General features: G+C 72.8%; 17 protein-coding genes. 5 read left to right on the top strand and 12 right to left on the bottom strand.

What is annotated here, in order from left to right:
* Positions 1 to 16: 16 nt before the first annotated feature.
* Entirely contained in the window at positions 17 to 2599 is a 2583-nt protein-coding gene (locus tag ABZ321_RS38080; protein WP_354900387.1) for an Hsp70 family protein, read from the bottom strand.
* 22 nt (positions 2600 to 2621) lie between these two features.
* A complete protein-coding gene (locus ABZ321_RS38075) occupies positions 2622 to 3266 on the bottom strand; it encodes a DNA starvation/stationary phase protection protein (RefSeq protein ID WP_344503709.1) in 645 nt (214 codons plus the stop codon).
* A gap of 81 nt (positions 3267 to 3347) precedes the next feature.
* Here ABZ321_RS38075 and ABZ321_RS38070 point away from each other — a divergent pair, with 81 nt between their 5' ends.
* Complete coding sequence (locus tag ABZ321_RS38070) at positions 3348 to 4211, top strand: hypothetical protein (protein ID WP_354900385.1); 864 nt, start codon at positions 3348 to 3350, stop codon at positions 4209 to 4211.
* 8 nt (positions 4212 to 4219) lie between these two features.
* Here ABZ321_RS38070 and ABZ321_RS38065 read toward each other — a convergent pair whose 3' ends face one another.
* Complete coding sequence (locus ABZ321_RS38065; protein WP_354900383.1) at positions 4220 to 6604, bottom strand: tetratricopeptide repeat protein; 2385 nt, start codon at positions 6602 to 6604, stop codon at positions 4220 to 4222.
* A gap of 62 nt (positions 6605 to 6666) precedes the next feature.
* On the opposite strand from ABZ321_RS38065, the gene ABZ321_RS38060 reads away from it, so the two are divergent.
* Complete coding sequence (locus ABZ321_RS38060) at positions 6667 to 7947, top strand: adenosylmethionine--8-amino-7-oxononanoate transaminase (protein WP_354900381.1); 1281 nt, start codon at positions 6667 to 6669, stop codon at positions 7945 to 7947.
* Here ABZ321_RS38060 and ABZ321_RS38055 read toward each other — a convergent pair.
* The 7 genes from ABZ321_RS38055 to ABZ321_RS38025 form a co-directional block, all read right to left on the bottom strand.
* Entirely contained in the window at positions 7944 to 9317 is a 1374-nt protein-coding gene (locus ABZ321_RS38055; RefSeq protein ID WP_344503704.1) for a glycosyl hydrolase family 18 protein, read from the bottom strand. The two genes, ABZ321_RS38060 and ABZ321_RS38055, sit on opposite strands and share 4 nt — an antisense overlap.
* Before the next feature lie 132 nt (positions 9318 to 9449).
* A complete protein-coding gene (gene fabG, locus ABZ321_RS38050; protein WP_354900379.1) occupies positions 9450 to 10181 on the bottom strand; it encodes a 3-oxoacyl-ACP reductase FabG in 732 nt (243 codons plus the stop codon).
* A 1-nt stretch (position 10182) separates the two neighbouring features.
* On the bottom strand, positions 10183 to 11343 hold the full coding sequence (locus ABZ321_RS38045) for a thiolase family protein (RefSeq protein ID WP_344503702.1): 1161 nt from the start codon (positions 11341 to 11343) through the stop codon (positions 10183 to 10185).
* Positions 11344 to 11372: 29 nt separating this feature from the next.
* Complete coding sequence (locus ABZ321_RS38040) at positions 11373 to 11756, bottom strand: nuclear transport factor 2 family protein (protein ID WP_354900377.1); 384 nt, start codon at positions 11754 to 11756, stop codon at positions 11373 to 11375.
* Positions 11753 to 13015: an MFS transporter gene (locus tag ABZ321_RS38035; protein ID WP_344503700.1), complete on the bottom strand. Its 1263-nt coding sequence runs from the start codon at positions 13013 to 13015 to the stop codon at positions 11753 to 11755. Before ABZ321_RS38035 ends, ABZ321_RS38040 begins: the two co-directional genes overlap by 4 nt.
* Positions 13015 to 14259 (bottom strand): pyridoxal phosphate-dependent aminotransferase family protein, encoded by a 1245-nt coding sequence (locus tag ABZ321_RS38030; RefSeq protein ID WP_354900375.1) that lies wholly within the window; start codon positions 14257 to 14259, stop codon positions 13015 to 13017. Before ABZ321_RS38030 ends, ABZ321_RS38035 begins: the two co-directional genes overlap by 1 nt.
* 154 nt (positions 14260 to 14413) lie before the next feature.
* Positions 14414 to 18070, bottom strand: a complete 3657-nt coding sequence (locus tag ABZ321_RS38025; protein ID WP_354900373.1) for a signal peptidase I — start codon at positions 18068 to 18070, stop codon at positions 14414 to 14416.
* 9 nt (positions 18071 to 18079) lie between these two features.
* On the opposite strand from ABZ321_RS38025, the gene ABZ321_RS38020 reads away from it, so the two are divergent.
* Positions 18080 to 18502 (top strand): hypothetical protein, encoded by a 423-nt coding sequence (locus ABZ321_RS38020; RefSeq protein ID WP_354900371.1) that lies wholly within the window; start codon positions 18080 to 18082, stop codon positions 18500 to 18502.
* On the top strand, positions 18459 to 19112 hold the full coding sequence (locus ABZ321_RS38015; RefSeq protein ID WP_354900369.1) for a LamG domain-containing protein: 654 nt from the start codon (positions 18459 to 18461) through the stop codon (positions 19110 to 19112). Before ABZ321_RS38020 ends, ABZ321_RS38015 begins: the two co-directional genes overlap by 44 nt.
* Here the strand turns inward: ABZ321_RS38015 and ABZ321_RS38010 are convergent.
* Together ABZ321_RS38010 and hisN are read right to left on the bottom strand one after the other, a co-directional pair.
* Positions 19036 to 19944 carry a hypothetical protein gene (locus ABZ321_RS38010; RefSeq protein WP_344504015.1) on the bottom strand — a complete coding sequence of 303 codons (909 nt, stop codon included), beginning with the start codon at positions 19942 to 19944 and terminating at the stop codon, positions 19036 to 19038. The two genes, ABZ321_RS38015 and ABZ321_RS38010, sit on opposite strands and share 77 nt — an antisense overlap.
* Positions 19945 to 20026: 82 nt before the next feature.
* A complete protein-coding gene (gene hisN / locus ABZ321_RS38005) occupies positions 20027 to 20845 on the bottom strand; it encodes a histidinol-phosphatase (protein ID WP_344503695.1) in 819 nt (272 codons plus the stop codon).
* Positions 20846 to 20897: 52 nt separating this feature from the next.
* On the opposite strand from hisN, the gene ABZ321_RS38000 reads away from it, so the two are divergent.
* The gene (locus ABZ321_RS38000) at positions 20898 to 21440 is read left to right on the top strand and encodes a DUF2087 domain-containing protein (RefSeq protein ID WP_354900367.1); all 543 of its coding nucleotides are present in this window, start codon (positions 20898 to 20900) and stop codon (positions 21438 to 21440) included.
* The last annotated feature ends 17 nt before the right edge of the window (positions 21441 to 21457 follow it).

Genomic DNA, 21457 nt, shown 5'->3' with positions numbered 1-21457 from the left:
CCGCGGGCGGACCCGCCTACTTGACGGTCACGTCCAGCTCGGCCACGTCGGTCGGCTTCCGGGCGTCACCCGCGATGTCGACCACGCGCAGCTTGTACGTGCCGGGCACGTACTTGAACTGGAAGCCGAGGTTACGGGCGGGCGCCAGGTTCTCCGAGCCGGACGACATCGCCTCGTTCGGCGCGCTCTTCGGGGCGACCTCGGTGCCGTCGGGCAGGCCGAGCCGGAAGTGCTCCGCGCCCACGTACAGGCTGCTCTTGCCGTTGTAGCGGATGTCGAGCTTGCAGGTGAAGACCCGGTTGTCCTTCAGCGCCTGGCCGTTGTAGTCCAGGAAGCCGCCGCGCACGTCGCAGGTGGTGAACGTGACCTGCAGGTCGTGGATCGTGACCGACTTGTTCTGCAGCACGTTGACCGGCTCGTAGGCGACGACCTCGCCGCCGCCGAGCGGGATCTTGGCCTGGGCCTCCTTGCCGTCGCCGATGAGCAGCGTGCCGGTGCCGATGCTGGCCTTCAGCGGGTCGTACACGGCGAAGGACACGTGGAAGTTGCTCTTCTGGCCGCCGGAGACCTGCGACGTCTCCTTGAACCTGCCCGAGTACTCCTGGCCGTCGATCTGGAACGCCATCCGCACGCCGTAGGACTGCACGGTGTCGTCGCCGAGGTTCTCCATCTGGACCTCGGCGACCAGCGGGTCGTCGTCGGCGTCGGCCTCGTAGGTCATCTTGCCGAAGGTGAGCTTGACCTGGCCGTACCAGACGGCCTTGTTGATGTCGACGGTCTGCTGCTTCGCGCCCGGCTTGGCGTCCTTGGTGCTGGCCGGGCCGGCCTCGGTGGCGCCGCCGCCGGTGCCGCGGTTGCCGTTGCCGGTGCTGACGGTGGGGTTGTCGACGGGCTTGTCGTTGCTCACGGCCCGGTACGTGACGACGCCGCCGATGCCGAGCAGCAGCACGAGCGCGACCGCGATGCCGATGACGAGCCCTGGCCGGGCGCCGCTCGCCGGGCGCGGCGGGGGCGGGCCGAAGGGCGTCGCCCCGGGCGGGCCGCCGGGCGTCGCCGGGCTGCCACCGTGACCGAACTGGGCGGTCGCCGGGGCCTGGCTGCCGAACGCGGCTCCGGCCATGGCACCACCACCGGGCGCGACGAAGCCCTGCGGGCCGCCGGGCGCGACGAAGCCCTGCTGACCACCGGGAGACGCGAAGCCCGGGTGGCCGCCGGGGGCGTTCAGGGGCGGGGCGCTCGCGGGCGGGCCGCTGGACGGCGGGCCGCTCTGCGGGAAGGCGTTCGGCGGGGCTGAGACCGGGGCGCCGGACGCCGGCGGGAGGCCACCGATCCAGGTGGGCGGCGACGAGGGCGACGCGGCCGGCGACATCGGGCCCGTCACGGGCGTGGACACCGGCGCGGCGGGTCCGCCGCCCGCGGGCCCGGAGACGGGCACGGCACCCATCGGCGCACCCATGCCCGGCAGGCGCGGCCCGGTCTGTGGGCCCGAGACTGGCCCCGCGACCGGCCCGGGGCGGCTCGGCATCGCGGCGATCGCGCTGCCCAGGGCCACCACCAGCTCCGGCTGCTCGATGATCGTGGGGGCGACGCCGAGCCGCTGGTGCAGCAGCGTGCTGACCATCGGGATGCGGCTCGACCCGCCGACCAGGAACAGCCCGGCGATCTGGTCGGTGCGCACGCCGGCGCGCTGGAGCGTGTTGGCGGTCAGGTCGACGGTGCGCTGCAGGTAGGGCCGCGACACCTGCTCGAACTCGGCCCGCGTGACGTGCAGGTCGACCTCGAACAGCGGCACGTGCACGCCCGCCGACGAGGTGCGCGACAGCTGCTCCTTGGCGGTGCGCACATCCTCGCGGAGCAGGAAGCTGCGCCGCCGGGAGATGTCGTCGGTGGGGTCGGTGAGCTGCCGCCACTGCTCGGCGTTGCCCATCGCGAGGCTCTGCCCGACGTCGGCGAGCAGGGCCGCGTCGAGGTCGACGCCGCCGACGTCGGGCAGGCCGTCGCTGGCGAGGACGTCCCAGCCGCCGTCGGGCCGCCGGCGCAGGACGGAGGTGTCGAACGTGCCGCCGCCGAAGTCGTACACCACCAGGACGCCGCCGGGAGCGATCTGCCGCCCCATGACGGTGGTGAAGTAGGCGGCGGCCGCGATCGGCTCGGGCACGAGGATCGGGGCGGGCATGCCGGCGCGCGCGGCGGCGTCGGCCAGGACGGACCGGCGGTGGGTCGCCCAGTTGGCCGGATAGGTGAGCACGGTGCGCACAGGCATGATGCCGAGCACCCGCGACGCCTCGTCGGCGGTGCGCCGCAGGACGGCCGCGAGCAGGTCCGACACCGGATAGTCGCGGGGGCCGAGCAGCACCGTGCCGTCGTCGATGCGGCGCTTCGGGTTGGGCTCGAAGCGGCTCGGGTCCAGGCGGGCGCTGCGCTCGGCGTCCTTGCCGGTGAGCAGGTGCCCGTCGACCTCCGCGAACACCGACGACGGCAGCAGGAAGCTCGCGTCGAAGAGCAGGGGCTGGCTGCGACCGTCGGCAGAGGTCAGCGCCGCAACCGTGTGGGTGGTCCCCAGGTCGACGCCCAACTGCGAGTCGGATTGCCTCGTCACGCCGACACGGTATCTCCTTCCATCAACGCCTGGTCCTGGTGGCTTCCTCCGTCCGGACGAGCGGGGTGTCGACGAGGTGCTCGGCCAGGAACCACGCCTGCAGCTCGCCGGTGCGGATCACCTCGGAGACCAGCATGTCGTTGGTGCCGTCGTCGCCCATCGCGCCCGTCTTCGCCGCCGCGTCGTGCGCCTCGGTCAGGATCATCTCGTGCGCCTCGAGCAGGCGCGACAGCATCGCCGGCACCTCCTCGGCCCCGTCCGGCGGCCGCGGCACCCGGGTGAGCTCCGCGACGTGCCGCGGGTCGCCGACCGCGATGCCGCCCAGGGTCTGCACCCGCTCGGCGACCGCGTCGACGAGCTCCAGCTGCTCACCGGCGTGCTTGTCGAGCAGCAGGTGCAGCTGGTAGAAGGTCGGGCCGCGCATCAGCCAGTGGTGCTTCTTGTAGAGCGCGAACAGGATCTGGGTGTCGGCGAGGACCTGGTTGAGCCGCTCGCAGGAGTACATCCGGGTCTCCGCGGACAGCGCGACCGGGAACTGCCGTACGGTGCCGAACCGCTGGATCTCGGTGCTCTGCTGGTGCAGCCAGGGCTGGCTGCCTTTCTTCTTCGAAGCTGCCTGCGTGCTGGTTTTCGCCGTGGCTGGCGTGGTGGTTTTCGCTGGTGGCATGGTGGCGCTCTGCCCACCGCCGCCGGGGGCAACCTCACCCGAGGGCGGAACCGGAGGGTGGCCCGGTGCGTCAGAGCCGGTATGACACAGCTGCGCGTGCTCGCCGCCACCCTGGCGCTCCCCCTGTTCATGGCCGCCGCCGGCTGCGGCGCCGAACCGGCCGGCGACACCTCGGCGGGATCGTACGGCGCCGACGACCTCGTCCTGCGCGTCGACGTCTCCGGCGGCATGGTCCCGGTCGCGATGACCGTCACGGAGGTGCCGACGCTGAGCGTGTATGGCGACGGCCGGGTCGTCACCAACGGGCCCGTGATCGAGATCTATCCGGGCCCCGCCCTGCCGAATGTGCAGCTGCAGCGGATCAGCACCGCCGACGTGGCGAAGCTGGTCGACCGGGCGGTCGACGCGGGCGTGGGCAAGCAGGCCGACTTCGGCATGCCCAACGTCGCCGACGCGCCCACCACGCACATCATGGTCCGCACCGCCGCCGGCGAGCAGGTCAGCGACGTCCCGGCGCTCGGCATCGGCGAGGACGAGCTGTCCGGCTCGCAGCGCGCCGCCCGGGACCGGCTCAAGCGCCTCGTGGAGGCGCTCACCGACCTGCCGTCGACGCTGGGCAAGGGTGCGGTGTCGGAGTCGGCGGCGTATCCGGCGGCGGGCGTCGCGGCCGTCGCCGTCCAGTGGACCGAGGCGGGCGGCGACGAGGGCCTGCAGCCGCAGGCGCCGGTGGCGTGGCCGGGTCCGGCGCTGCCCGGCGAGCCGGTTGCGGACCGGCCGGGGGTGCACTGCGTGAGCGCCACCGACGGGCAGAGCGCCCAGATCCTGGCCGCCGCCGGGAAGGCCAACTCCCGGACCCCGTGGTCGTCGGCCGGCTCGAACTGGCAGGTGACGTTCCGCCCGCTGCTGCCGGGCGAGTCCAGCTGCGCCGACCTGACCCACCGCTGAGCCGGGCGCTAGGCCACCCGGGCGCGGACCTGGTCGGCGTCGGGGTGGCCGAGGTCCTCGAGGATGGTGAGGGCGGCGAGCCAGCAGGCGCGGGCCTCCGCGTCGGCGCCCGCAGCCCGGTGCAGGTCGCCCAGGTGGGTCTGGGTCTCCGACTCGCCGTAGCGGTCGCCGATCTCCCGCCACAGCTGCAGGGCCTGCCGGTAGCACTCGACGGCCGGCTCGTGCTCGCCGAGCTGGTGGTGGATGAAGCCGACGCTGTCCCAGCTGTAGGCCTCGCCGGTCCGGTCCCCGATCCGCTGCTGCAGCTCGAGGGCCTGATGGCAGTGGTCGAGGGCCTCCCGGTGCTCGCCTGACGCGGCGTACAACCAGCCGAGGTTCGCCAGCGCCGAGCCCTGCCCCGCCTGGTCGCCGGTGGCGCGCAGGAGGTCGAGGGAGCGCAGCAGGTGCCCGATCGCGTCGCGGGGGCGGGCCTGCCGGTCGGCGATGAAGCCGAGGTTGCCGTGGGCGCGGGCCCGGCCGGCGTCGTCGCCGACGTGCCCGTACCGGTCGAGGGCCAGCTCCAGGTGGGTGGTGGCGGCGTCGTAGTCGCCCATCCGGATGCAGGCCCGCCCGAGCTGGTGGGCGCTGACCGCCTCGCCCGCGGCGTCGCCGGCCCGCCGCGCGGACGCCAGGGCGACCCGCTGCGCGGCGAGCAGGTCCGGCCAGTGGCCGCGCCGGTCGAGGTGGTCCACGAGCGTCCACGCGAGCCGCCACGCGTGGCCGTCGTGGCCGGTGGCGGCGGCCTCCCGGACGGCGGCGAGGAGCGTGTGGTGCTCGACGGCGAACCAGGCGAGCGCCTGCGCCTCCGTGCCGGGTGTGGCGGCGGCGGGCAGGCCCGGCAGCGGCGTGCGGTGCGGGTCGAGCAGCAGCGCCGCGGTGTGCGCGGTGTGCAGGGAGTGCTCCAGGAGCCGCACCGTGGCGGCGTCCCGGTCGGCCGGGTCGTCGAGGGTGCCGGACAGCTCGGCGGCGTACGCGCGGAGCAGGTCGTGCGCGACGAACCGGCCGGGCGCGTGCTCGGTGAGCAGGCTCGCGTGGGTGAGTTCGGCGAGGGCCCGCCACGCGCCGGCCGGCTCCCCGTGGACCTCGCCGAGCAGCGCGGCCGCGGCGTCCCGGCCCACGTCGGGGCCGGGGGCGAGGGAGAGCCGCCGGAAGAGCGTGGCGGCGGGGGCGCTCAGCCGCTGGTAGGACCAGTCGAACACCGGCCGCACGCCGGCGTCGTGCAGCACCCGCTCGGTCCGCAGCTCGTGCGCGAGGACGCCGAGCGGCAGGTCCGGGTGCGCGGCGGCGCGGGCGGCCACGATCACCAGCGCGAGGGGCAGCCGGGCGCAGGTGGCGGCGATCGCGTCGACGGCGGCGGGCTCGGCCTCGACGCGGGCGGCGCCGATCCGGGTGGCGAACAGCCGCCGGGTCTCCCCGGCGGTGAGCAGGTCGAGGGTGACGGGCACGGCGCTGTCGGTGGCGACCAGCCCGGCGAGCTGGTTGCGGCTGGTGACCAGGGCGAGGCTGCCGGAGCCGCCGGGCAGCAGCGGCCGGACCTGCTCCGCGTGGGCGGCGTTGTCGAGCACGACGAGGACCCGGCGGCCGGTCAGGAGGCTGCGGAAGAGCCCGATCCTCGCGTCCAGCTCCGCCGGGACCTGGTCGGGCGCGATGCCGAGGGCGGTGAGGAACGCCCGGAGCGCCTCGTCCGCGGTCACCTCCGCGCCCGCGCCGAACCCCCGCAGGTTCACGTACAGCTGGCCGTCCGGGAACCGCTCGATGACCCGGTGCGCCCAGTGCACCGCGAGCGCGGTCTTGCCGACCCCCGCGGTGCCGATGACGACGACGGTGCCGCCCCCTGGGCCGGCACCAGGAGCCCCGTTGACGGCCGCGTCGAGCCGCGCGATCGCCGCGGCCCGGCCGGTGAAGGCGTCCGGCGCGGCCGGCAGCTGGTGCGGCACGGACGGGTCGGCGGCCTGCGCCGCCGGGCCCGGCTCGTCGGCGCGGGTGTGCTCCTCGACGCGGTCACGGGCGTCGGTGCGGGCGTGTTCCTCGACGCGGTCGCGGGCGTCGGCCCGGGCGTGCTCCTCGACACGGTCGCGGGCGTCGGCGAGCGCGCCGAGCTCCTCCGGTGCCACGTCGAGCAGCTGGACGAGCTCGTCGAAGCGGTCCGCCGGCGGGACGATCTTGCCGGTCAGGTAGCCGCCGATGCTGCCGTGGGACCAGCCGGTGCGGCCCGCGAGCTCGCGGTAGGTCAGCGGTGGCTCGCCCCGCCGCCGGGCCTGCCGCCGGCGCAGGTGCCGTAAGAGCTCGGCGAGCTCGTCGACGCTCTCGACCCTCGACGCGGTCGCCACGACCGCCGCGCTGTCGCTGTCCATGATGGAGCGGCAGGATACCAACCCGGCACCAGTCCTCCGGCCGGCGTCGATAGGGTCGCTGCATGCGTGTCGAGGAGCTGCTGGCGTTGGACCGGGCGCACGTCTGGCACCCGTACGGGCCGATGCCCGGGCGGAGCGCCCCGCTCGTCGCGGCCTCGGCGGAGGGGGTGCGGATCCGCCTGGCGGAGCCGTTCGAGGGCCACGACGAGCTGGTCGACGGGATGGCGTCGTGGTGGTCGGCGATCCACGGGTACCGGCACCCGGTCCTCGACGCGGCCGCGCTGGGGCAGCTCGGCCGGATGAGCCACGTGATGTTCGGCGGGTTCACGCACGAGCCGGCGGTCTCGCTCGCGGCGCGCCTCGTCGAGCTGACACCGGAGCCGCTGCGGCACGTGTTCTTCAGCGACTCGGGGTCGGTGTCGGTCGAGGTCGCGGTGAAGATGTGCCTGCAGTACCAGCGTTCGCTGGGCCGCCCCGCGAAGCGCCGGCTGCTGACCTGGCGCGGCGGCTACCACGGCGACACCTTCCACCCGATGTCGGTCTGCGACCCCGACGGCGGGATGCACAGCCTGTGGACGGGGGTGCTGCCGGCGCAGGTGTTCGCGCCGGAGCCGCCGGCGGCGTTCGACCCGGCCTACGCGGCGGCGCTGACCGCGCTCATCCACGAGCACGCGCACGAGCTCGCGGCGGTGATCGTCGAGCCGGTCGTGCAGGGCGCCGGTGGGATGCGCTTCCACGCGCCGGAGTACCTGCGGGTGCTGCGGGACGCGACCCGCGACGCGGACGTCCTGCTGATCTTCGACGAGATCGCGACCGGGTTCGGCCGCACCGGCGCGCTGTTCGCCGCCGACCATGCCGGGGTCTCGCCCGACGTGATGTGCCTGGGCAAGGCGCTCACCGGTGGGTACCTGTCGCTCGCCGCGACCCTGTGCACCGCCGAGGTCGCCGACGGCATCTCGCAGGGGAGCGTGCCGGTCCTGGCGCACGGCCCCACGTTCATGGCCAACCCGCTGGCCTGCGCGGTCGCCGGGGCGTCGGTGGACCTGCTCCTCGGCGGCGACTGGCAGGGCGACGTGAAGCGGATCTCCACGGTGCTCTCCTCCGGTCTGGAGGAGGCCCGCGAGGTGCCGGGTGTCGCCGATGTACGGGTCCTCGGCGGGATCGGCGTCGTCCAGCTCGACCACGAGGTGGACATGGTGGCGGCGACGCGGGCGGCCGCAGCGCACGGGGTGTGGCTGCGGCCGTTCCGCGATCTGATCTACACGATGCCGCCGTACGTGACGACCGCTGCCGATCTGTCGCTCATCGCGGCGGGCGTCGTGGCGGCGGCTGCCGCCGGTTAGCGGCCCTGCAGCGACTTCACGTTGTCGCCGAAGGACCAGCCCTTCGAGCCGTCCCAGTTGATCGACCAGGTCATCAGGCCCTTGAGCTGGGTGTTGTACGCCTGCGACACCAGCGACGGGCTCATGTAGCCGCCACCCGCACCGGTCTGGGCGGGCAGGCCGGGGACCTGCTTGTCGTAGGGCACCCGGATCGTGACGCCCTGGATGGTGAGGCCGCTGTTGAGGCAGTTCGTCTGCACCTGGAAGCCCTGCACGGTGCCGGCCGAGTAGGAGTCACCGGCGCAGCCGTACATGCTGCCGTTGTAGTACTGCATGTTCAGCCACCACAGCCGGCCGTTGTCGACGTACTTCTTGATGATCGGCAGGTACGAGCCCCAGATCGAGCCGTAGGTGACGCTGCCGCCGGTCACGTACGCCGTCTCCGGCGCCATCGTCAGGCCGAAGTTCGACGGCATCTGCGCGAGCACGCCGTCGATGATCCGGATCAGGTTCGCCTGCGACGTCGACAGCGTGTTGATGTTGCCGCTGCCGGTGAGCCCGGTCTCGATGTCGATGTCGATGCCGTCGAAGTTGTAGGTCTTGAGGATCGGCACGATCGTCGCGACGAACCGGTCGGCGACGGTGCTGGAGCTCAGGTCGATGCCGGCCGCCGCACCACCGATCGACATGAGGATCGTCGCGCCGGCGGCCTTCGCCGCGCACATTTCGGCGGGCGTGGACACCTTGACGCCGGCGTCCATGCCGTCCTCCCACAGCACGGTGCCGTCGGACCGGATCACGGGGAACGCGGCGTTGATGACGTTGTACCCGTGCTGCTTGATCCGCGCGTCGGTGATCGGGACCCAGCCCATGCCCGGGTGCACGCCGTTCGAGGCGCCGTCCCAGTTCTCCCAGTAGCCCTGCAGGACCTTCCCGGCGGGCCGCGACTTCACCGCGCAGGTGCTGCCGCCCGGCGACGTCGACGTGGACGGGCTGCTGCTCGGGCTCTTGCTCGCGCTCGGGCTGGTGCTGGGGCTCCGGCTGGCGCTCGGGCTGGTGCTCGGGCTCCTGCTCGCGCTCGGGCTGGTGCTGGGCGTGCCGCCGGTGCACGCGCCGAGGTCCTTCCACAGCGACGGGGTCGACGCCGGGTTCCAGCCCGCACCCACGTACGCGGTGTGCGTGACCAGCGCCTGGTACAGCTTCCCGCCGTAGGTGACCTGCGTGCCGGCCGTGTAGGTGTTGCCCTCCGCCCACGCGGGCGCCGAGCACGCGACGGCGGCGGCGGCGTTGCTGGCGGCCTCCGCCTGGGTGACGGTGGCCATGACCATGCCCGCCACTAGCGTCACCGCCGCGCCGGCAATCAGGGCAAATGTTCGACGTTGCGCTCTCATAGCGAGCCCTCCACATCGATGGGATCGATGGGCAGGGACTGTATCAGTTAAGTTTCTTTCACAAAAGAAGTACCTCTATGTGCGCAGGTCGTAGCGTTGCGCGCTTTAAGGTTCTGTTACGTTACGGGCCGGCTAGCGGGCGCCGCCGTTGACGTAGAGGGTCTGGCCGGAGACGTAGGAGGCCTCGTCGCTGGCGAGGAACGCGATCGCGGCGGCGACCTCCTCCGGCTGGCCGACCCGGCGCAGCGGGGTGCGGGCGGCGACCTCCTTCTGGTGGTCCTCCGGGGTGCTGCCGACGCGGGACGCGGTGGCGGCGGTCATCGGCGTGGCGATGTAGCCGGGCGCGACGGCGTTGACGGTGATGTTGTACGGGCCGAGCTCGATCGCCAGGGTCGCGGTGAGGCCCTGGACGCCGGCCTTGGCCGCGGCGTAGTTGGCCTGGCCGCGGTTGCCGAGCGCGGAGCGGCTGCTGAGGTTGACGATGCGGCCGGAGCGGGCCGGCACCATGTGCCGCTGCGCGGCGTGGCAGCACAGGAACATGCTGGTCAGGTTGGTGGTGAGGACCGCCTCCCACTCCTCGAACGGCATCTTGAAGAGCAGGTTGTCGCGGGTGATGCCGGCGTTGTTGACGAGGATGTCGAGCGAGCCGAGGTCCTCGACGACGCGGTCGAACGTGCGGTCGACCGCGCCCTGGTCGGTGACGTCGCAGGAGTACGCGGTGCCGACGCCGTCGGGGACGCGGGACGCGTCCAGGTCGAGCAGCGCGACGCGGGCGCCCTGGGCGGCGAGCAGGCGGGCCGTCGCCAGGCCGATGCCCTGCGCGGCCCCGGTCACCAGAGCAACTTTTCCGTTGAATCGCGACATGTCAGTTCTCCACGAGGACGGCGGAACCCTGCCCGACGCCGACGCACATGGTGGCGAGGCCGCGGGTGGCGCCGGTGCGGCGCATGCGGTGCAGCAGGGTGGTCAGGATGCGGGCGCCGGAGCAGCCCAGCGGGTGGCCGAGGGCGATCGCGCCGCCGGACGGGTTGACCAGGTCGGGATCGAGCCCCAGCTGGTCGGTGACGGCGAGCGCCTGCGCGGCGAAGGCCTCGTTGAGCTCGGCGGACTGCACGTCGCCGAGCTTCCAGCCGCTGCGGGCGAGGACCCGGGCGGTGGCGGGGACGGGGCCGATGCCCATCACGTCGGGGTGCACGCCGGCGGAGGCGCCGGCGACGTAGCGGCCGAGCGGCTCCAGGCCGAGCTCGCCCAGCGCCTCCTCGCTGACCAGGAGCAGGCCGGCGGCGCCGTCGTTGAGCGGGGAGGAGTTGCCGGCGGTGACCGTGCCGCCCGCCTTGAAGACCGGCTTCAGGTTGCCGAGCTTGGCGAGGCTGGTGTCGGCCCGGATGCCCTCGTCGGCGGCGACTCCCTCGACGGGGATGATCTCGTCGGCGAAGTGGCCGGCGTCCCGGGCGGCGGCGGCGAGCTGGTGGCTGCGCAGCGCGAACGCGTCCTGCCGGTCGCGGGACACGTCGTAGCGGGCGGCGACCTCCTCGGCCGTCTCGCCCATGCTCAGGACGCCGTGCAGGTCCTTCATGAGCGGGTTGGTGAGGCGCCAGCCGAGGCGGGTGTCGGCGAGGGTCATCGCGTGCGGCAGCGCGTCGTCGGGCCGGGGGAGCACGAACGGCGCCCTGCTCATCGACTCGGACCCGCCGGCGACGACCACGTCGGCCTCCCCGGCGGCGATGGTGCGGGCGGCGACGGTCACCGCCTCCATGCCGGACGCGCACAGCCGGTTGACGGTCGCGCCGGGCACCGACTCGGGCAGCCCGGCGAGCAGCACGGCCATGCGGGCGACGTTGCGGTTGTCCTCGCCGGCCTGGTTGGCGGCGCCCCAGTAGACCTCGTCGACGCGGGCGGGGTCGATGCCCTCGACCAGCGTCCGGATCACGGTGGCGGCGAGGTCGTCGGGGCGGACATGGCTGAGGCCGCCGCGCAGCTTCCCGATGGGGGTCCGCCGCGCGGCGGCGAAGTAGACGGCACGCATGCCCATTAAACTAACACTGTTAGTCTGCGTCAGGTAGGTTCGGCACCCTGTACAGCGCGCCACAGCCAGACCCCCGACGCACGCCGGGACAGCAGGCCCGTCACCCGGTAGGGGAACGGGGTGACCGACCCGTTCGGGTGGTGCTCGCTGCCGTCGGCCTCGGCGAGGACGAACGCGCCGCTGGGCACCGAGTGCACCGTCGCCGCGGTGGCCTGCCAGCTGTATGACTCCGGCCGGGCGAAGAGCGTCTCGAGGAGCTTCTCGACCGAGATGCGACCGGTCGCGGACTCGCCGGCCTCGCTGCCCACGTACGTGATGTCGTCGTCGGGGACGAAGCACGCCAGTACCGCGGCGACATCCTGCGAGAGGAACGCCATCCCCAGCCGGTCCACCATCTCGATCGGGTCGCTCATGACGGGCTCACCACCAGTTGTCTGGGCGAGCGCATGCCCGGCAGGAAGAGGAACGCGAAGGTGACGATCGCGCCGAGGACGCCCGCGCCCACGAGGGTGTTCTGCACGCCGATCGCCGAGGCCACGGGGGCGGCCATCGCGTAGGACAGCGGCACGAGGGCGATCGAGATGAACCAGTCGACGCTGGACACCCGGCCGAGCAGCTCCTCCGGCACGAGCTTCTGCTTCGCCGTCGCCCAGGCGATGGTGCCGGCCGCTTCCAGGCCGTTGACCAGGGCGCACGCGATGGCGAGGTGCCAGGAGGCGGTCGCCATGCCGTAGCCCGCGACGGCGAGGGTGGCGAGCGTCCAGGTGATGTAGATGAAGGGCATGTAGCTGCGCGGTACACCACGCTGGCCGACGATCAGGGCCGCCGCGATCGCCCCGATGCCGCCGCTGGCGAGCACCAGGCCGAGGTCGCCGGCGGTGCCGTGCAGCTCGTTCTTCACCACGAACGGCAGCAGGACCTCGGTCGGGCCGATGAAGAGCAGGTAGGCGAAGGTCGCGGCGAGGAAGGTGCCCCATAGCCACACGTTGCCGCGGACGTAGTTCATACCCTCCTTGAACTCCTCCCAGACCGAGCCCGCGGCTTCGTCACCCTGTTCGTTGCGCACCGGCCGCATCAGCCACAGGCAGGTCGCGGAGATCGCGAACGTGACCGCGTCCAACGCGAACGCCAACCCGCTACCCCCGATCGCGATCAGGATGCCGCCGATCGAGGGGCCGGCCATCTGCAGCGCCGCCGGCCGGACGAACTGGTCGAGGGCGTTCGCCTGGACCAGGTCGTCCTCCGGCACCAGCTGCGGCACGATCGAGTCGAAGGCCGGGCCGAAGAAGCCCGAGGCGGCCCCGTAGACCGCCACGAGCCCCACGATGTGCCACACCTGGACCACGCCGGTCAGGCTGAGCACGGTCAGGACGGTGAGCACCGCGCCCCGCACCAGGTCGGTGCACAGCATGATCTTCCGCCGGTCGAACCGGTCGCTGATCACCCCGCCGAACAGCAGCGTGGCGACCTGGGGCAGCGAGAGGGCGAACCCGACGACGGACATCGCCGCGGGCGCGCCGGACAGCGCGTACACCTGCCAGGCCAGGGCGACGAGCAGGATGCCGTCGCCGATCAGCGAGGTGCTCATCCCCGTCCACAGCAGGCGGAACTCCCGCTGCCGGAGGGGGACGAGCAGACCCGGGAGCTGTCGCGGGGCGCGGTGCTTCGCCATCAGGCCGCGTCGCGCAGCTGCTGGCGGTCGGCGAGCTCGGAGAGCACCACGTTGAGCTGGTCCAGCTCCTCGTACGTGTTCGCCGCCGTCACCTGCACGCGGAAGCCGACCTGGTCGCGGGGGACCAGCGGGTAGGCGGCCAGGGTGACGTAGATGCCCCGGTCCCAGAGGAACTGCCCGATCTCCTGGATGTCCTGGCCTTCCGCCAGGGGCAGCTCGATGATGGGCGTGGTGCCGGTGTTCGGCGTGTACAGGCCGAGGGCCCGGACGTGGTCGAGCACGTGCATCGTCTTGCGGTAGAGGTCGGCGCGGATCTCGTCGCCGCGCTTGTCGTTGACGTCGAGGCCGGCCATGACGGTGGCGAGCGACGCCGTCGGCGACGGGCCCGAGTACAGGTACGGCGGGGCGGCGACCTTGAGGTGGTTCTTCAGCCACGTCGGCAGCGCCAGGAACGCCATCAGCGACGAGTACGACTTGGAGAAGCCGCCGACCAGCACGATGTTGTCGTAGGTCTCGCCGGCGTACTTGACGATCGCGTTGCCGCGGGAGCCGTAGGGTGAGGTCTCGTCCGGGGTGCGCTCGCCGATGACGCCGAAGCCGTGTGCCTCGTCGACGTAGAGCAGCGCGTCGTTCTCGCGGCAGACCTGCGCGAAGCGGGCCAGGTCGGGGGCGAGACCGGTCATCGAGTTGACGCCGTCCATCGCGACCAGGCGGGTGACGCCGGCCGGCGCCGCCTTCAGCAGCTCCTCGAGGTGCTCCGGGTCGTTGGCGCGGAAGCGGGTGACGGTCGCGCCGAGGCCCTTGGCGTACATGCAGCCGTCGTAGATCGTCTTGTGCGACTGCGAGTCCAGGAAGATCATGCCCTGGCCGGCGAGGATCGGGATCACCGACATGTGGATGTGGGTGATCGTCGGCAGCAGCAGCGTGTCGGGGGCGCCGAGCAGCTCGGTGAGGCGCTCCTCGATCTCGATGTACGGCTTCGGGTTGCCCAGCAGCCGCGACCAGCTGGGGTGGGTGCCCCAGGTGCGGATGTACGGGTCGACCGCGTCCATGATCTCCGGCTCCAGGTCGAAGCCGAGGTAGTTGCAGGAGGCGAAGTCCGACAGCCAGTGCTGGCCGACCCGGATGCGGCGGCCGCTGATCTCCTCGATCGTGGCGTCGTACATCGGGCTGCTCGTGCGCAGGCGCTCGAGGTCGGCCCACCGCCCGTCACGGCGGATGTAGCTGGCCTTGGTGCTGTGCATCGGGCTGACGGTCATTCGTCCTGCCTTTCGGTTGAAGGGGTGTCGCAATCCATTGCAACGGGCAATTGGTGCGTCATCCGGTCCGGCGCGGTTGCTGTCCGGTTGGGTGACCTGTTGCACTGCGGCGGGGTCGCCGCGCTGGTGAAACGGTGTTTCAGGCCATCGCGGCGAAAGGTGCCGCTTTGGGGATCATGGCGAAGGCGTCCCGCTCGGAGAGCGGCTTCGCGAAGAGGTAGCCCTGGCCGTACGGGCACCCCATGTCGCGCAGGGCGAGCGCCTGCGCGGACTCCTCGACGCCCTCGGCCACGACCGCGAGGTCGAGCGTCTGGGCGAGGGTGACGATGGCGGTGACGACCGCCCGCTGCTGTTTGGACTCCAGCATGTCGTCGATGAACGACTTGTCGATCTTGAGCACGTCGATCGGCATGTGTTGCAGGTACGACAGCGACGAATAGCCGGTGCCGAAGTCGTCGATCGCGAGCCGGACGCCCATTGCCCGCAGCGCGTCGAAGTCGGCCTTGACCTGTTCGTCGTTGCGTAGCAGCAGGCTCTCGGTGATCTCCAGCAGCAGCGTGCCGGGCTCCACGCCCGAGGCCCGCAGCAGCTGCCGGACCTCCTCGACGAAGCCGGGGGTGCGGAACTGCCGGACGGAGACGTTGACGCTGATGTACCGCAATGCGCCCGGCGCCGAGGAGCGCTGCCACCGGCCGACGGTGTTGAGCGCCTGCTGGAGCACCATCCGCCCCATCGGCACGATCAGGCCGCTCTCCTCGGCCACCTCGATGAAGTGGCCGGGCGCGATCATGCCCCGGGTCGGGTGGTTCCACCGGACGAGTGCCTCGAAGCCCAGCGGCGAGCCGGTCTCCAGGTCCACGATCGGCTGGTACTGGAGCACGAACTGCTGCTCCTTGACCGCCTGGTCGAGCGCGGCGCGCAGCTCCAGCCGCTCGAGCACCGCGGTGTGCAGGTCCGACTGGTAGCGCCGCCACTGGCCCTTGCCGGCGCCCTTCGCCACGTACAGGGCGAGGTCGGCCTGGCGCATGAGCTCCTCGGCGGAGCTCGCGTCGACGGTGGTGGACAGCCCGACGCTGGAGATGCCGTTGACGTCCTGGCCGGCGATCTCGAACGGCTCGGCGAGCGCGAGCACGATCCGCTCGGCCGCGAGCTCCAGGTCGGCCATCGAGTCGGTCTCGATCAGCGCGGCGAACTCGTCGCCGCCGAGCCGGGCGACCGTGTCGGTGTCGCGCAGCGCCCCGGTGATCCGCTCGCCGACCGCGATCAGCAGCGCGTCGCCGACGGCGTGCCCCAGGGTGTCGTTGACGATCTTGAAGTCGTCCAGGTCGATGAACAGGACGCCGACCAGGCTCTCGTCGCGCTTGGACCGGGCCACGGACTGCTCCACCCGGTCCTGGAAGAGCACCCGGTTGGCCAGGCCCGTGAGCGAGTCGTGGAACGCCTGGCGGATCAGCTGCTCCTCCAGCTGCCGGCGCTCGGTCACGTCCCGCACCGTGAGCACCAGGCCGCCGACGGTCTGGTCGTCGCGCAGGTCGCGGCAGTCGACCTCGACCATGAGGCCGGCGCCGTCGACGCGCTCCGCGCGCAGGTCCATCTGGTTGTGCGCGTGCATCCCGCCACGGACCTGGGCGAGCAGCTCGGCGAGGCGGGCCCGCTCGTCGGCGGCGACGAACTCCCACAGCTCGTAGCCGGCGAGCCGCTCGTCGCCGAACACGGTGCCGGCGGACGGGCTGCAGTACTGGATCAGGTCGTGCTCGTCGACGATGAGGATCACGTCGGACGTGTTGTGGATCAGGGTCCGGAAGTACGCCTCGCTGCTGCGCCGGTTGACCTCGGCGGTCAGCGTCATGCGCTCCAGGGCCATCGCCGCCTGCGAGGCGAGCACCTCGAACGTGCTCTGCAGCGACTGCAGCGCCTCCGTCGGCGCGCCCACGTACAGCATGCCTTCGATGCCCATCGGGTGGCGCAGCGCCGAGCTGTAGCCGCGCAGCAGCTCCCGGACGTCCGGGTCCAGGCCCGACACGCGGACCAGCCCCGGCTCGTCGACCCGCTCGGCGCGTACCAGCGCGACCGCGTGGGCCACCCCTTCCGGCAGCAGCCGGTCCACGGTGTGCCGCACGGCGGCGAGGGTCTCCGCGGTGTCGGCGGCCGACACCAGCGTGGTCGTCGCCTCGCGGAGCTCCCGCTCGCGGGCCATCGACTGGCGGTGGTTGCCCATGACACCGGCGAGGCGGGTGAGCACCAGCACGAACATGAGGCCGGACATGACGGCGATGACGGCCGCGTCGCGGACCGTGCCGAGGCTCGCCTCGACCAGCAGCACCCCGGGCGCGATCAGCGACGCGGCGCCGAGCAGCGCGATCCGGCGCACGCCGACCTCGCCCGGCCGGGACCGGGCCGGCTCGGTGAGCTCCACCATCGACGGGTGCAGCGCGGCCGCGGCCCACGCCGAGTAGCAGAGCACCCAGCCGAGGTCCGTGGGGCCGCCGACGTGCCAGTCGCCGTTGAGCTGGATCAGGCCGTACACGACGTCGGCGACGAGCAGTCCGGCGGTGCCGGTGCCGAGGATGACGATCGACGGGCTGCGCCGCCCGCCGCCGGTGATCAGGCGGGCGAACACCGCGAGGGTGAGCACGTCGCCGAGGGGGTACGCGATGGAGACCAGCTTCTGCACCAGCGTCAGCTCGGTGCTGCGCACGTACGGGTCGATCAGGAAGATCCACGCCAGCAGGGCGATGCCGATGGTGAGCGTGGCCGCGTCGAGCAGGCTGTCGCGGTCGTTGCGGCCGGTCCTGGACCGGATGAAGCCGAGCAGGCCGCCCGCGACGAGGGGGTACATCGCCAGGTACAGCACGTCGTTGACCGAAGGGAACGGGTTGGTCATCCCGAACACGTCGGTGAGCAGGTTGTAGACGAAGTCGCCGGAGCCGAACGTGAAGAGCGCGGCGGCGAGCAGGTACCACGGCCAGCGGCGCCGGGGGCGGTGCACGGCCACGCCGACGACGACGCCGATGGTGCTGGACAGGCCGATCGCGCCCCACCAGAGCATGTGCTGGCCGGGCCACAGGTAGAACGCCACGGTGAGCAGCGCCATCCAGGCCGCGAACCAGGTGCTGAGCGTGCGTGTCAGCAAGTCCGCCTCCATTCCGCTCGCCGTCGTCAGGAAATTCCCCGCGATTGACCAGATCGGTCGCGCGGGGAAGGTCTGAACAATTACCGGGGTGCGGGTCGGGTCCTCTGAGTTGCCACCCGGGTCGCCCGAACGCCTGACGTCCGGTGCCCTCCGGCCCGCCCCGCCGTGTGCTTGGGGCGCCTGCCGGTCGTCCGGGCCAGCCGGCCGAGGGCGATCAGCGCCGCGAACGCGCCGAGCACCGGCAGCGTCCGCCCCTCGCGCAGCCACAGTGCCGGCAGGCCCACCTTCGGCACCCCGGAGCCGGGCGAGGCCGCGTACGCCGGCCGCCGGCACCGCCGCCGGGTCCTCCGTCGAGTTGGCGTCGCCCTTCGTGGTGAGGGTGCCGTCGGCGTTGCGCCGCACGACCCGGTGCACCAGCAGCGTGCCGGGCCGGGCCGGGTCCTCGACCACGACGACCTGCCCCGGCCGGACCCGCTCGGGGGCCACCGGCGCCGACACCACCAGGTCGCCGGGCGCGATCCCGGGCCGCATCGAGCCGGTCAGCACGACCTGGCTGTCCCACCCAAACGCCACCGGCACGAGCGTGGCGAGCAGCATCGCGCCGACGCAGGCCAGCGTTGCGGCGGCGACGCCCCGCACGACGATTCTGAGCAGCTCGAACACAACGTCGTGATGACCCGGCTGGTGCTGCTGCTCGCGCTGCTGGCGCTGGTCGTCCCGGCCGGCGCCGGCGCCGCGTTCACCGCGAGCACGGCCAACACCGGCAACTCCGCCACCGCCGCGGCGACCTTCCCGACCTACCCGGCGGCGGTGACGGGTGACACGCCGTGGGCGTACTGGCGCGGCGAGGATACGACGACCGTGGCCGCCGACGCGTCCGGCTCGGCGCACCCCGGCACCTACCAGGCGCCGGTCCAGGGTGCCTCGACCTGGTGGCCGGCGGACGAGGGCGCGGGCACCCGTGGTCGAGGACCTCTCCGGCGCCGCGAACCGGGCCGGCCTCGGCGCCGCCGCCGGCTGGGCGACCGGCCGGGACGGGGTCCACTCGGCGATGTCGTTCACCGGCAATGTGGCCACCAGCTATGCCGCCGGTAGCCTGCCGGCCGTGCGCACCGACCAGAGCTTCACGGTGATCACCGCCGGGCTGCCCGGCGCGCTGCAGGGCGCCCAGCAGGGGCAGTCGGCGAGCACCGCGACCGGCTACCGCGGCGTCACGAACCTGTCCTCGAACACGACCGTCAGCAACCCGGGCCCGTTCACGGTCGAGGCATGGATCCGCACCTGGACGGGCGGCGCGGTGATCGGCTTCGGCACCGCCGCGACCGGCTACAGCGGGACCCGGGACCGGCTGCTCTACGTCGACAGCGGCGGCCGGCTGACGTTCGGCGTCTACCCCGGCTCATACGTGACGCTGCGCTCGCCCGCGGGCACGACCTACGCCGACGGCGCCTGGCACCACGTGGCGGCCAGCGTCGGGGCCGCCGGGCTGCGGCTCTACGCCGACGGGAACCTGGTCGCCGCGAACGCCGCGCAGACCGCCGCGGAGAGCTCGACCGGCTACTGGCGGGTCGGCGGGATCAGCCTCGCCGGCTGGCCGAACCGTCCGGCGAACGGCTACTTCACCGGGGTCATCGACGAGCCGGCGGTGTTTGCGGCACAACTGAGCGACCAGCAGGTCGCCTGGCAGGTTCACGCGAACCACTGAGCACGAGGGTCTTCGCCTCGCGGGTGATCGGGTGGTGGTGCTGCGGCTCGGCGTAGAAGCTGAGCCCGATCACGCTGCCGAGGGTGAGCACGAAGCCGGCCGCCACCAGCCACTCCTTGCCCGGCCACACGCCGTCGCCGAGGAAGAACAGGCCGACCAGGGCGGCGGGCACCGCGCCGGCGGCGTCCATGGCGGCGACCGCGGCGGTGGTCGATCCGCGCTGCATCGCCAGGCCGAGCAGCAGCTGGCCGACGAGCGAGTGGGCGATCAGCAGGTAGGACAGCGGGTCGGTGAAGAACTGGCCCAGGTTGTCGGCGGAGGCGAGCGGGCGGGACGCGACGGCCGCGGCGCCGAACGCCACCCCGGACAGGGCGCCGAGCGCCACCGAGCCGGGCGCGCCGTGCAGCCGGCCGGCGAAGAAGCCGATGACCGCGATCACCCCGAGCGCGGCGACGAGCCCGGCCACGCCCGCCGTGCCGAGCTGCCGCGACGGGGCGGGCTTCGCGGCCAGTACCAGGGCGGCGAGACCGAACGCGAGCAGCACCAGCAGGGCGAGCTCGGTCCTCGGCAGCCGCCACTTGAGGATGAGGACGCCGAGCAGCGCGGTCACCCCGAGCCCGGCCGCCATCGCCGACTGCACCAGGAACAGCGGCAGGTCCCGGCGGGCGAAGAACGCGAGCGCGAAACCACCGAACTGGCACGCGACGCCGACGAGGTAGGACTTGTGCCGGCCCAGGCGCAGCAGCAGCATCGGGTGGAACCCGTGATGCAGGTCAGTGCGTGCGGCGGCTACGGATTGCAGCAGGTTGGCCACTCCGTAGGCAGCGATCATCGCGCCGAGGAAGAGCCAACTCCAAGATGCCACCCGGAGAGGATAGACCCGGTTCGGGGGAGTGGCATGCGGACTATTCGGTTTAGCCTGACAAACCAGACAATCTGGGGTTTCCCAAACGGGTGAGAACGTCCTCGTGAAGGTGACCGTTCGTAGCGATCGCGCTCCCGCCGCCCGGGCCCGGCTCGCCCTGCAGGTCGGTGAACGTGCCGCCGGCCTCGGTCACGATCGGCACCAGCGCCGCGAGGTCCCACAGCGACAGCTCCGGCTCGACCATGATGTCCACGGCGCCCTCGGCCAGCAGCATGTAGCCGTAGAAGTCGCCGTACGCCCGCTGGCGCCACGTCCGGCGGGTCAGGTCGAGGATGGCGTTGAGCCGCCCGGCCTCCTCCCAGCCGCCCAGCGACGAGTAGCAGAAGCTCGCGTCGGCGAGCCGGTCGACACCGCTCACCCGGATCGGCGTCGCCGCGGCCGTGTGGCGTCCGGCATACGCTCCGTGACCGAGCGCGCCCCACCAGCGCCGCCCGAGCGCCGGCGCGGACACCAGCCCGACCACCGGCTGGGCGCCCTCCATCAACGCGATCAGGGTCGCCCAGATCGGTACCCCGCGGACATAGTTCTTCGTGCCGTCGATCGGGTCGATCACCCACTGGCGCGTCCCCGGACCGGCGGCGGCCTCGGTCGCCCCGTACTCCTCGCCGAGGACCCCGTCGCGCGGCCGGGCCCGCTGCAGCGTCGCCCGCAGCGCCTTCTCGACCGCCGTGTCGGCCTCCGTCACGGGCGTCAGATCGGGCTTCGTCGACACGTGCAGATCCTGGGCCCGGAACCGGGGAACGGCGATCGCGTCCGCGGTGTCGGCAAGCAGGTGAGCGAGGGCCAGGTCGTCCGCGTAGCGCGCCATGCGCGGAAACTTAGCCGACGATCGCCACCTTCTGGCAGTACTGTCGCCGTTTGTGACCACCTCGCCGGCCGCCCTGTGTGGCCTCCTTGCCGAAGAGGACCGGCTCCGGGTCTATGCCGCCGTGGTGCTCGGAGCGCCGGGGCTCGCCGCGATCGGGGCGGCGACCGGCCTGCCGGCCCGCGCCGTCGCGGCCGCCGTCGGACGGCTGCAGCAGGGCGGGCTGCTGACCGGCGGCGATGGTGCCCTGCGCGCCGACGTCGAGGTCTTCAAGGAGTCCGTCCGCGCCCACGCCGCGACCCCGGCCGCGGCCGCGGCCATGGACCCCGACCGCCAGCGCGACCAGATCCTGCGCACGTTCGTCGTCGACGGCCGGCTGACCCAGATGCCCGCCGCTCACGGCAAGCGCCTGGTGGTGCTGGAGCACATCGCGTCGTCGTTCGAGCCGGGCGTGCGCTATCCGGAGCGGGAGGTCAACGCGGTGCTGCGGGCCTGGTTCGACGACCACGCGGCGCTGCGGCGCTACCTCGTCGACAACCAGCTGCTCTCCCGCGCCGACGGCGTCTACTGGCGTACGGGCGGGCCGGTGGCCGTCTAGGCCTCGTCCTTGCCTGG

The organism is Dactylosporangium sp. NPDC006015 (assembly GCF_040614215.1).
Taxonomy (GTDB): Bacteria; Actinomycetota; Actinomycetes; order Mycobacteriales; family Micromonosporaceae; genus Dactylosporangium; species Dactylosporangium maewongense.
The sequence above is the reverse complement of the archived record's forward strand: the minus strand, read 5'-3'. Positions and strand labels throughout refer to the sequence as shown.